This is a genomic window from Tatumella saanichensis, assembly GCF_000439375.1.
Taxonomy (GTDB): domain Bacteria; phylum Pseudomonadota; class Gammaproteobacteria; order Enterobacterales; family Enterobacteriaceae; genus Tatumella; species Tatumella saanichensis.
In genome coordinates, this window is the sequence record NZ_ATMI01000013.1 from 1 (window position 1) to 12,342 (window position 12,342).

Consider the following 12,342-nt stretch of genomic DNA (forward strand, 5'->3'; position numbering starts at 1 on the left):
CTGTTAAACTTATCGCTAAGACTATTTTCTTCAAATCCATTATTATTACTCTTGTACTGAAGGTGTCCGATATTTTTTAGCGACAGTTTGTACTTGCCAGATGTGAGCAATTTGTTCATGGCTCAACTCAGAAAATTCGGGAGAGATATCTGGCAGGAAAACAAGGTCTTCAGCGTTATAGCCACTGATATCGGGATATTCAAGTGGCTTTTTCTCAACGGCTGAAGTTGAGGTTTTAGCCACATCATGTGAAAGATCGTGCTCGGTTTTTGTCGGAGGAGTCATATTATTCCTCTCACTGACATTCTGCTGGGTTGCCGTAACCTGTTCTTTCTGAGAGATATGCACCGTGCGATGGGTGGTCATTTCTTTATCCAGTTTTTGGTCACGGATATAGTTTTCTAGCTCTTTACGACGACTGTCCTCACGTTCTTTTTCCAGCTGAGTATGCTGCATAGCCACATAGCTCTCAAAATTACGATTTACTGATTGTTTAAGGATTTCGCGTTCATCTGCACTGGTCGTAGACTTATGCATAAGTTTACGCCGTAACATGCTCAGCTTATGATCAGCATGCATCGTAATGACACGTCTTTGACGTTCCATAGCCGATCGCATTGCCTGAGCATTTGTAAAGCGGTGGGTCAGTAACCATGCCTCTTCAGAATGGATCCCAGCAAAGCCATAATTGCGACCCATAAAGAATGCAAAGAACTGCACGCCAATATAAACGATGGAAAGGATAATAAAGGTGACCAATGAAGCATCATGCTTAGACTGTTGCATATCTGTTTCGGCTTGCTGTCTAGCATGTTGATTATTTTGCTCCGCTTGCGCCGGCAATACATTGCTCCAAGGACTGCTCACCTCATTACTGGCCTGGTAACTGGAAACTGATTCCTTAGACTCGACATACTGTAATGTATAATAACGTACGCCAAATGCGGCAACTGCGATAATGAAAATCCAAGAGTAAAAACCAACAATTGGCCAACGACGGACAGCGCAATTATGATCTATCGAAATCCTGGCAGCGATCTGGTTGTAACGAGGCTGATCATTATCTTCATAAGTGTGAACAATCTGTATTTCATTAACTTCATTAAGGTTATGTTTTGACTCACTTTGGTTAAACCAAGTTTTAGCCTTTTTCAGTAATGAATTATAATGCTGGGCGAGGCCTGCATGGTGTGCGATAAATCCCGATACTAGGGAAAGGATCAGAGCCAATGACCAGACTACAATTTGCAGATTATTTGCTGAGATACGCGGTGCCATAAAAGGGCCGAGGACATAGGCGAAGCCGATCGCTTCCATTACAAGCAACACAGCGATAACCGGGATTACCCAGAAAGGCCCTTTCTTACGCCCTGATTCAAGCACTTTTGCGAGATAGTCTTTGCATTGACTGTAGTAGGCAATGTCCTGATCGGCAGCAACATATTCACTGTAGTATAAGTCAGCAATGTTCTTCTCAACATCTAGCCATTGTGAGCTATGTACTACCGATGAGTTTGTCTTGTATTGGCGGGCGGACTTAGCTACTGTTCCCACGACTGGCATCACATGCCAGGTTCGCATAACAAAGTAACGAACATCATCCCATTTTTTATAAGCTACCACTAAAGCAACAATAAATACTATCAATGCTGCAGTGATCAGCCGATGTTCCAAAATATTGGCGAATAAACCCGCCAGTGAAAAATCATTCATGATTTCAGGATCTCATAATCGTTAAGGAGTAGGAATATAATTCGCCACATAAGTTGTGTTTGATTTCGGGTAAAAAATCTGTCCTTTCGTTGCTTTTGCTCCTGTTGTACTGAATACAATATCCATACAGGTCACAGCACTGCCAGGCTGGCGAGGATACACACGATAAATAATTTCGTCTTTGCCTTGGTAGGTTTGGGCAACCGCAGGGATCACAACAGAAGGTGTTTTCTTGACGCCGGTAAACTGAGTAATTATCGAGACGGTGGGATCCTGAGTAACCTGTGCACCTGCACGTAATATGGAAACAGGAGAAATAACCACCAAATTACTGTTAACCACATTAGCCCAAGATATACCACCATATCCTGGTAAGTAGTCATAACTGTGGTGTTCTGAAAAGTCTTTACCGGTGGCTAGGCTTTTTACCTGCCCACTGATTCTGATACTGTCGGATGCACAGCTCATCATATTGCCATCGGCAGCATGTGCCTCAGGAAACCAGGATGAAGACTCGCGGAGGTTTACACTACTCACAACGCTTGCTGTTGATACTGCCGGCTGTCCACTGAAATCAATATAGGAGGCTGAGGATACCGCATGGCGCTCCCTTGGGGCGGGCATTGTATCTTCAACTTTACCCTTTTTGTCCGCTGATGTCGCAGTGAGTGAGAGATTAGCAGTAGGCTGTTTTATTTTGGTCTGGCGGATTGCCGATGACGCTGAGGAGAGAGAGGCTCTCGCTGTTTTATGTCTCTCCTGAGAGTAGAGGGCTGTGCCATCGCGCATCGGAGCAGTTGTACTGCTATAACTCAAATACCGACTGTTTGCCTGCTCCTGTGCAATTCTTAACTCCATTGCTTTTTCATCGCTTAGCTGGCTGATCTCTACTCGCCTATTTTCTGCTCTTCCGTCATAAGTCTGGTTATTACCTATCGGGCGTGAAGAACCTGCTCCCTGATAATAAATATGGTTGGCAGAGATACCTGCATTGCGTAGTAACAGGCCAACGGCTTTAGCTCTTTGTTCAGAGAGTTGTTTATTAAGTTCAGGGTTACCCGTTGAATCAGTATGTCCCACGACCAAAAAGTAGTTTTGTTTATTGTCAGACCCAGCGTAGACCTTAGCAAGACTCTCCATCTGGTAACGACCAGTATTGGTCAGTTGTGCCGATCCACTGTCGAACATACCGTGGTCGTTTACCTGAGCAACAATACCCGAAGCCTGTTTATCCGATGATGATATTTGCGTTAAAGCAGACTCGGTAGTCATGTGGATATTGGCTTTCTTCGCAGCATCAAGTAATGCTTGTGAACGTTTTTGCCAGATATTCCCAGCATAACATCCACCTCCAGCCCCTAAGGCGACACCGATGGCTGTTCCTGCCGCAGCATTCCCGAGTTTTCTTCCAATGATATTGCCTACAATTGCCCCCCCGATTGCACCAACACCACACAATATTTCCGTACCGTAATTAGCTCCAGTTTCATTGAGCTGATTTTGAGTGTTTGCGCAAGCACTTAGCATGCTGGCGGAGACAATAATGGCAGTTATTTCCTTAATTTTCATAGCGTCGCTTATAAATTCCTTAGTGGAAATCCCATTATCTTATTGATATTATTATGCTTTAACTGTATCTGCAGTCGAGTGTGACAACCTGATTAACTCTTAAATTGTAAGCAATGCTAATGTATCACTGAATATATCACTAACTCAATTTCAAATTATTCGGTCTACGCTTTTCGATGTATACCTTATGATGAGTGTTACCAATATTTTGTTAGTGTTTTAATCTGTAATTATATGTTTTTTTGGTGTTTTATTCTGATTAATGTTCTATTATTTATTCCGCAGAAATGTAATTATTAATATTCCTATTAAAATAAATCCTAATAAATATAAATTATATTTTTAGCTGTATTAGTAAGGAATAAAAGAAGAATAATTATTTTCTAGTGCAACTTTTATTTTTTGATAGATAAGGGGAAGTGTTATTTTATAGTGATATACTATTGGTTTTTATTATCGTCACGTTTGACTGTGTGAGTTAAGTTATTTCTCTTGTATCTATATGGCGATTGCATTCCTACCAAGATCTGCACATAGTTAAAAAATTAGTATTTTCTTATGAAGGTTAACTTCAGTGGCGTTAATAGGGGAAGAAGAGTTCCCCCTCAATTATCCTCAGTATCAAATTAATACTAAATTGTATAATTATAATACGGCCATTTTTAGTTATCTGTCCCCCTCCAGCAAACCACAATCAATTTTGGCGACGATCTTACGCAGGGCGGCGGGGGAGTCGCAGGTGGACATTGGGCGGTGCAGTTCGCCGGGGAAAATGATCGCCAGTTCGCCGGGTTGGAGATTGATCAGCGTTTCACCGGGGATGTCGGCGCAGAAACCGAGGTCATGGGCGTCGTTAAAGGGTTCACTCAGCGTTAGCGGTAAACCGAGGACGCCAGCCCCAATCACTTCCTTGCCTGCCAGCACAATATGAATGTCCAGATATTGGCGATGAAACTCGGGCTTTTGAGCGGCCAGTGGTTGGGTTTCTCCTTCGACGACATTAAAAAACATCTGCTTATCCTGCACTTGATAATGGCCAGCAGGGAGTTCAGCAGGCTGGTGTTCAATGATGGTGGTCAGCATCTGGCGGATCACCGCTGGGTAAAGCGGATTGTTGGCGGCAGTGGTTAAGGCATCAATAATCATCGTGGTGTCCTGATCTCGGCAAAGGGTGGGTTAGCGCAATTGGTGAACATACTGGCTAACGATACTGTCAACCGGTGGCGTGATGTCGACGGCCATCACATCGGGTTCATCTAGCCCGGGAATTTCAAGGTTAGAAAATTGGCTACGTAGCAGAGCTTCGGGCATAAAGTGTCCCTGGCGCTGACGCATGCGCGCTAACACCCGCTCAAAATCACCGTGTAACCATAAGAATTTCAGGTGCGGGTTTGCGGCCCGGAGTTGGTCTCGGTAGCATTTTTTCAGGGCGGAACAGACTAATACCCCGTTTTCATGTTTCTTATCCAAGCTGTAGATCACGTCTGCCAGTCGGTTCAGCCAAGGTTGGCGGTCAGTATCGTCCAGCGGCTGGCCCGCCGCCATTTTGTCGATATTACGGCGGGGATGCAGGTCGTCCCCGTCGATAAATTTAGCCCGCAGGGCATGGGACAGGGCCTGACCGACGGTAGATTTGCCGGTGCCGGAAACCCCCATGATGATAATACAATGGTTGGTCAGCGTGCGGCTCTCCGCTGCCACAGCGTGCAGGTTCTCGTCGCCAAACGGCAGAGGAGTGAACTCAGAGCAGTGGCCCTGCATACTCAAAATATCATTCATGGCAGTACCCATTTTCATCTGCAAAACCCGATTACCTGACAGCCACCTATCGGCCAACGGACTCAGATCGATAGGTCGTTATCAGTGCAAGGATGAAGTCAACGAGTCTCTATCTGACGTGGTTTTCCAGCGATAAACTGTGACGGTGATCACTAAAAAGAGTGTTACGGATCGGCGTTACACACCCTGTGATCGCTGCCAAAAAAATCGCGACCGCTAATCTGAAAACTCTGCGGAGGGCGGATTTCCATTCTGGGTAGCGGCAGGCATAATCAGGATCCACTCCCGTTGATTTCTGGCAGAACGAATGAAAGTGCAGCGCATTACACTGAATGATATTGCCACCCTGGCGGGTGTCACAAAAATGACGGTTAGCCGCTATCTACGGACCCCAGACAAAGTCAGTCCTGAGACTGCCGAGCGTATTGCCAGCGTGATCAAAGAGGTCAATTACCAGCCTGACCCGGATAATGCGGCGATTAACAGCACTGCTATCCAGCGCATTGGTGTGTTGGTACCGTCGTTTCATAACCAGATTTTTGCCGACCTGCTGGCTGGGGCAGAAACCGCCGCCGCCGCCCATGGTTACCAAACGCTGGTGGTTAATTACGATTACGATAGTCAGAAAGAAGAAGAGCAAATTGCCACGGTGTTGGCCTTCAATGTCAAAGCGCTGTTACTCACCGAAAGCGTACACAGCCTGCGGGCCGAAAAGTATCTGCGTAATACCAAAATCCCTGTGGCAGAAGTGATGGGGCTGGCGGAGAACCCTGGCCGCATTAATGTCGGCTTTGATAACTTCAAAGCAGGATTGGATATGACCCGTATGCTGCTGGCTAGCGGTAAACGGCATATTATTTATTTCGGTTCGATGTCAGATATCCGCGATGAGCAACGTTACGCCGGTTACTGTCAGGGGATGGCCGACGCCGGGCTGAGCGCCGGGCGCATTACCCCTGGTAAGGTCTCTTCTGTGTCGATGGGCAGTGGCATGATGACCCTAGCACGTCAGATGTACCCACAGATGGACGGCATTTTGTGCACCAATGACGATCTGGCGGTGGGCGTGTTACGTGAATGCCAGTCTCGTGGTATTGAGGTTCCGGCACAATTAGCGATTGCCGGTTTTCATGGCTTAGAGATAGGGCAGGTCACCACGCCACGGCTGGCTAGCGTGCTGACGCCACGCTTTGAAATGGGTAAGGTTGCCACCGAACTGTTGATAAAACAGGTCAAAGGATTGCCCGCCATTGAACGAGTGGATCTCCACTATCGGTTATCGATGGGAGAAACCATTTAGCCGTAAAGCGGGTGATTCCCCATCACCCGTGTTTTGCCCACCCAGATCACGCCTCCTGTAACACAAATTTTTAACATCCTTCTAAGTGACGCAGATCGCAAAAATCCCCGTAAAAAACACGTTTGATAAAGGGCATAGGCTTATGACCGTTTAGACAGGATCGCATCTATGCACTCAGACACTCAGCACCACTCCTTACCGCAGGTACTCCTGGTCGCCCCTGTCATGGACGCGCTGCAGACCGAACTGGAAGCGCGCTATCAGGTTATCCGCGGATATCAACAGACTGACACTGCGGCGCTGCTGGCCGCCTCCGCGGACAAAATCACGGCGGTAGTGACTCGGGGAGATGTCGGCATCAGCCGAGAACAGCTTGAGCAACTGCCACATGTCGGGATGATTGCGGTATTCGGTGTCGGGACTGATGCCATTGATATGGAGTATGCCCGTCAACGTCATATTCGCGTCGGCATCACCGCTGGCGTGCTGACCGATGATGTCGCCGACCTTGCTATGGGCTTATTACTGGCCGCCAGTCGCCGCCTGATCCAAGGGGACCGCTTTGTACGTGAAGGACGCTGGGAAAACAGTGCCCTACCGTTGGCAAATAAGGTGAGCGGCAAACGTATTGGTATCTTCGGCATGGGTAATATCGGCCAGGCGATTGCCCGTCGTGCCCGCGGGTTCGATATGTCCATTCTTTACACCAGCCGCCAGCGCAATGATGCGTTGGATTATCACTGGTGTGCGGACTTGCAAACATTGGCCAAGGAAAGCGACTTTCTGGTGGTGGCCGCCTCCGGCAGTGCAGAGAATAAGGGCATCATTAATCGCCAAGTGTTTGACAGTATGCCGCAACACAGTTGGCTGATTAATATTGCTCGGGGCAATTTAGTTGATGAGAAGGCACTGATTGCGGCCTTACAACATCAACAGATCGCCGGAGCCGCCTTGGATGTGTTTGAAAATGAACCCCATGTCCCGAAAGCGTTTTTTGAACTGGATAATGTACTGTTGCAGCCTCATGTGGCCAGCGGCACCGTCGAAACGCGGCAGGCCATGAGTGACTCGGTATTGGCAAATTTAGACGCCTTTTTTAATCAGCGGGAGATCCCCGGCTTGGTTGACTAATCCCTGTTTTCGCATTCATCACAGACAGCCCCTTGCTACTGGCCGTTGCCACTGACGGCTAGGGTATTTTTCGCTAGCCGCCCACTCTGACCGGGGAATGAATATGAACGATAAAATACCTGGCACCCGCTGGTTGCGGGTCATCGCACCGATCCTCATTGCCTGCATCATGTCATTTATGGATCGGGTTAATATCAGTTTCGCGTTACCGGGAGGCATGGAACAGGATTTAGGGATCTCTAGCCAGATGGCGGGAGTCGCCAGCGGGATCTTCTTTATTGGCTATTTATTCTTGCAGATACCTGGCGGACGGATTGCGGTACATGGTAGCGGCAAACGTTTTATTGCCGGCTCGTTAATGGCTTGGGCGATCGTTTCGGTGGCTACCGGCTTTGTTACCCATCAATATCAACTGTTGGTATTGCGTTTTATTCTCGGCGTCTCCGAAGGGGGGATGTTACCGGTAGTATTGACGATGGTCAGTAACTGGTTCCCAGAGAAAGAACTGGGTCGCGCCAATGCTTTTGTGATGATGTTTGCGCCCCTTGGCGGCATCCTGACTGCACCGGTTTCCGGGGCGATAATTGCCTCTCTCGACTGGCGCTGGCTGTTTATTATTGAAGGGCTGCTGTCAGTGGTGGTGCTGATGGTGTGGTGGTTACTGATTAGCGACCGTCCAGAAGAGGCCCGCTGGTTACCAGAAAAAGAGCGTGAGTACTTACTGACAGAGTTAGGCAAGGAACGGCGGGCCCGTCAGGGCACGGCTGAGGTGACCAAAGCGCCCTTAAAAGCTGTGTTTGGTAATAAGGCACTGATGCGGCTGGTGGCGCTGAACTTCTTATACCAGACCGGAGATTATGGATTCACCCTGTGGTTACCGGCCATCCTGAAAAATCTGACCGGTGCCAATATGGCGGGGGTTGGTATGCTGGCGATTCTGCCGTTTATTGCTACCTTGGCCGGCATCTATGTGATTTCACTGTTCAGTGATCGCAGCGGCAAACGTCGAGTATGGGTGCGGATTTCCCTGTACAGCTTTGCCGCAGCGCTGGTGGCGTCGGTACTGTTGCGTGACTACGTGATCGCATCTTATATCTCGCTGGTGGTGTGTGGTTTCTTCCTGAAGTCCGCCACCAGTCCGTTCTGGTCAATTCCGGGACGTATTGCCACACCGGAAGTGGCAGGCAGTGCCAGAGGGGTAATCAATGGACTGGGAAATCTCGGCGGTTTCTGTGGCCCCTATCTGGTCGGGGTGATGATGTATCTGTATGGTCAGGATGTGGCGGTCTGTGTGCTGGCGGCTGCGCTGTTACTGGCCGGAAGCTTGACCTTTCTGTTACCTAAGCAGTGTGACTTATCGGTGGCAGAACAGAAAAAAAGCGTGTCGGCGTCCGCTCCGCAACATATCTAAAGCGATAAGTTCAGCGTATCTAGCGGTGTCTCGATGCGTTGCGATAACCAGAGAGTGCTACAGTATATTTCCTTGGGATATTTGTAGGGATAGCCTTTGTTGGTTATCCCTACCTGCATTTATATTGGGCCCGGGCAGGGAATGTTATCCGGAGCGTCACCTCGCAGACCTTTTTATATTCAGCCATATGACGTATTCAAAACTTCAGATACCTTGTCATGATCATGCCGAGAGAACAACGCTTTTAGTTTTTCGGTCGATAAGTTGTATTTTCTTTACTTTTTGCTAATTTTTTAGCTGATGGCGACTTATTGACGCAAGTTATGGGGATAGAGTAATAATAGTGGTCAGTAAATAGAATGCGGGGAAGGTTAATAACAGCCGGGTATCAGTGTTTAATAATTAATAAAATAAATGTGCTTAACTTGTTTCTCTATTGTTAATGATTTTCAATAAGGGAACGGGCTGGGGAAATATCAGATTCTTACGGAGCAGATCCACAAATGGAATATTATGCAATTGTTCTGTTGAAATTCATTATCGGTTTTGCCGTGGTGATTTCTCACCTTAACTTTACCGGTAAAACGCAGTTATCGCAGATGACGCCGGTCGATTTTATCGGAAACTTTGTGCTGGGTGGCATCATCGGTGGCGTGATCTACAGCGATGCCATTCCGATGCATCAGTATGTACTGGTGTTGTTTATCGGCGTGTTCCTGATCTCTGCCCTGAACTGGGTATGTAAGCATGTTTGGTTCTTCCGCACCTTCACTATCGGCGAGCCCATTCCAATCATTAAAAACGGTAAATTTTTGATGGAGAATATCCTGCGTCGCCGCAATAAAATCGACATCATCAATGTTGCCTCTCAGCTGCACTCACAAGGTATCCACTCTTTCCAAGAGATCCGCTACGCGCAGATTGAGCCAAGCGGTTCGCTGTCTGTGGTTTGTGAGGGCAGCAAAATGCCGTCGATTATTATTATGAAGGACGGACGACCAAGAACCTCTGAGCTACAGGGCATTGATAAAGATGAAGAGTGGCTGGATGCCAAACTCGAAAACCTGAATATCCAGCGTACTGATGTATTTATCGGTGAGTTCTGGGATCACAAACTGACCTTTGTGCTGCAGGATGGTCAAGTGAAAAGGGATGTTGAGTAGGGCAAAGTATATTGATTTATATTCATAATATACAAAGTGTTAATTGATAGTAGGCACTTACTTTACGCTGGTGTTTAGTCTCTCGAAATAGGGGGTATAGCCGGTGGCTGCGCCGCCTAAATAGTATTCTCACGGTCTATAAGTAAACAGCAATACGCCGAGCAAGTCTCAGTCCTGACGCGGCACCCCCTGCGATACCCTAACAGAGTATCGCAGGGCTAAAGTTGATCGGGCAGTGATGTCTGCCTATAAGCGTGTCCAGTACAGGTATAACCAACATTTATTTTATTGCTTGGCAACCCCGCCAATGATAGTAACTACTCACTATTGTAATCCTTCTGCTACCAGAATATTTAGCTATCCTGATTCACTATATATCCCATCGATTCGTACCAGTGTTGCCATGTTTGTGCCGATCGGACCGCCTCACAGTTAACGTATGTATCATTGGCGATCCAGTCGCAGCCTGTATGGTCCCATTCCAGACGAACACATGTTAAGCGTATGTCAGGGACGCAATGGCTTGGCTACGTGGCGACGAAGTAATGCTGTTACGAAGCGACAGGCTATATCTTGGGCCAAAAATGATGCTGGTAACAGGGTTAAGGAGAGGTCGTTTTAGTGATAAGTGGCAGGTGGGCTTACCAATCCTTTTACTTTTATGGCAGCCCAGCACGGGGAATAGAAAAGAAGCGTTAACGATAAATGTCTTACTGGCCGGTCGCAGGAATTTTAGCGACCGGCCAGTAAGATTACTGCTGGGCAATAATATTCAAAGAGTCGCAACCCGATGAATGGTTCTTACTGATACTGAGTGTAGACAGTTTCCCCTGCCAGCGAGTCACATCCAAAGTGACCTGTTTACCCTTACTAACATCCACCTCCTCGCTGGGAAGATCTGCACCACTGAGGGTGACTTTCACCGTATCCTGTGCATTACAACTGGTGCTAAGCGAGATTATCTGTAGTTTACGTATCCCGTTAAGTACCCAGGTGACGGTGGTCGGAGTGTGCTCACCAGGATGCGCATAGATCACTCCGGCATTATCTACAGAAAATGCCCCCCAGATATCACCCTTTTGTATGTTCGCACTGATCAGGGCTGACTTAATCCCCTGTGAGTAGATCGCTTTCCACTGTGGATAATACTGATAAAAAATCTGTAGAAAATCGCCGATTTCTTCAGGGGTGAACGGACGGACACGCTGGTATATCCAAGCTTTGACACCGTTATCTAAGACATAACCTGGCTCCATTCGCACAAAAGCTTGGCCAATATTTTGGTGGTTCAGGATTGCCTCTACCGGAACAGTAATGACCCGCTGACCATCAGCTCTGAGGTGAATTTGCGGGGGATCAGTGACAATCACATACTTAGATTGTAGCGCTAACATATTAATGCCATCACGCAGGTCAACCTGAGAAGTATACGTAATACGGTCTTCCAATTGACGGTGTGACAGGGTATTTAGCATGTCATCATTTAACACCTGATTGGAGCTTAATACCGTGACTTTATCGCCATGGGCAGTCAGTTGGTTGACGGTTTTCTCCAGTGCTAGATAATCTTTATAGTTATCAACATGCATGGGTAACGTCTCAACCGGTAAATTATTGGCAATACGGTCAGGAAGCGGGTAACCAAACAGGGTATGTAACTGAATGGCTAACGCCAACACCGACAAGACCAGAGTGAGCAACCACTGTACTGCTTTATGGCTGACTTTCGTCACTAGCCAAAAGATACCCTGTCCTGCGACCAACAACTCCCAGAGTGCAAAAGGCATAATATGCTGCATTCCCGGGGATTGTGTACGGGTAAAAAGGAAAAAGCTGAAGCAGAGATTAAACAGGCAGAATACAACTAATATACGCTGTGGTCTTGACCCAGCAAAACAGATGGCGAGGATACCCAGTGCCATCAGTGGATACAGGTATAATCCGCTGAAATTAATCAGGCTCTCTACAGAGTAACTGAATGATGACTGATAGGCGGAGTAAATATATGCGTAATTGGTCTCAATAATTCGTTTAAGCAGTGGTCCCTGAAAGATAACTGCCAGAAGGCAGGAAGTGATACCGGCAATAAAAAAATTGGTCAGCAGGTTTTTAACTTTTCTCCAAGAGTACGCATATCCCGAATGAAGGAAAAAACTCATCACTGGAAGTGAAACGTAGAGTGAGACAATTGTATACGCGTACCAGCGGCGCAATAGAAAAGGCATCCATAATATCAGCCCTAAAAGCAGTGCATTTTTGACCGCTAACTGGAGGCC

Annotated in this window: 9 protein-coding genes; 4 read left to right on the forward strand and 5 right to left on the reverse strand. The window is 47.2% G+C overall.

The features are described from left to right. Positions 1 to 45: 45 nt before the first annotated feature. The 4 genes from DW47_RS0106510 to DW47_RS0106525 all read right to left on the reverse strand — a co-directional run bounded on the left by DW47_RS0106510 (position 46) and on the right by DW47_RS0106525 (position 4,962). Positions 46 to 1,713: a hypothetical protein gene (locus tag DW47_RS0106510; protein ID WP_029685589.1), complete on the reverse strand. Its 1,668-nt coding sequence runs from the start codon at positions 1,711 to 1,713 to the stop codon at positions 46 to 48. Positions 1,714 to 1,734: 21 nt separating this feature from the next. Further along, positions 1,735 to 3,282, reverse strand: coding sequence for an OmpA family protein (locus tag DW47_RS0106515; protein WP_029685590.1), 1,548 nt, complete (start codon positions 3,280 to 3,282; stop codon positions 1,735 to 1,737). A gap of 666 nt (positions 3,283 to 3,948) precedes the next feature. Then, complete coding sequence (locus DW47_RS0106520; RefSeq protein ID WP_029685591.1) at positions 3,949 to 4,428, reverse strand: NanQ anomerase/TabA/YiaL family protein; 480 nt, start codon at positions 4,426 to 4,428, stop codon at positions 3,949 to 3,951. Positions 4,429 to 4,458: 30 nt separating this feature from the next. After that, entirely contained in the window at positions 4,459 to 4,962 is a 504-nt protein-coding gene (locus tag DW47_RS0106525) for a gluconokinase (protein ID WP_029685592.1), read from the reverse strand. A gap of 406 nt (positions 4,963 to 5,368) precedes the next feature. Here DW47_RS0106525 and DW47_RS0106530 point away from each other — a divergent pair, with 406 nt between their 5' ends. The 4 genes from DW47_RS0106530 (at position 5,369) to DW47_RS0106545 (ending at position 10,066) form a co-directional block, all read left to right on the forward strand. Further along, a complete protein-coding gene (locus DW47_RS0106530; RefSeq protein ID WP_029685593.1) occupies positions 5,369 to 6,361 on the forward strand; it encodes a LacI family DNA-binding transcriptional regulator in 993 nt (330 codons plus the stop codon). 168 nt (positions 6,362 to 6,529) lie between these two features. Then, the gene (locus DW47_RS0106535; protein WP_029685594.1) at positions 6,530 to 7,492 is read left to right on the forward strand and encodes a 2-hydroxyacid dehydrogenase; all 963 of its coding nucleotides are present in this window, start codon (positions 6,530 to 6,532) and stop codon (positions 7,490 to 7,492) included. A gap of 103 nt (positions 7,493 to 7,595) precedes the next feature. Next, positions 7,596 to 8,903, forward strand: a complete 1,308-nt coding sequence (locus DW47_RS0106540; protein ID WP_029685595.1) for an MFS transporter — start codon at positions 7,596 to 7,598, stop codon at positions 8,901 to 8,903. A 503-nt stretch (positions 8,904 to 9,406) separates the two neighbouring features. Beyond that, positions 9,407 to 10,066, forward strand: coding sequence for a DUF421 domain-containing protein (locus DW47_RS0106545; RefSeq protein ID WP_029685596.1), 660 nt, complete (start codon positions 9,407 to 9,409; stop codon positions 10,064 to 10,066). Between the two features lie 752 nt (positions 10,067 to 10,818). Here DW47_RS0106545 and DW47_RS17335 read toward each other — a convergent pair. Next, on the reverse strand, positions 10,819 to 11,853 hold the full coding sequence (locus DW47_RS17335; protein WP_152473139.1) for a hypothetical protein: 1,035 nt from the start codon (positions 11,851 to 11,853) through the stop codon (positions 10,819 to 10,821). Positions 11,854 to 12,342 lie beyond the last annotated feature (489 nt).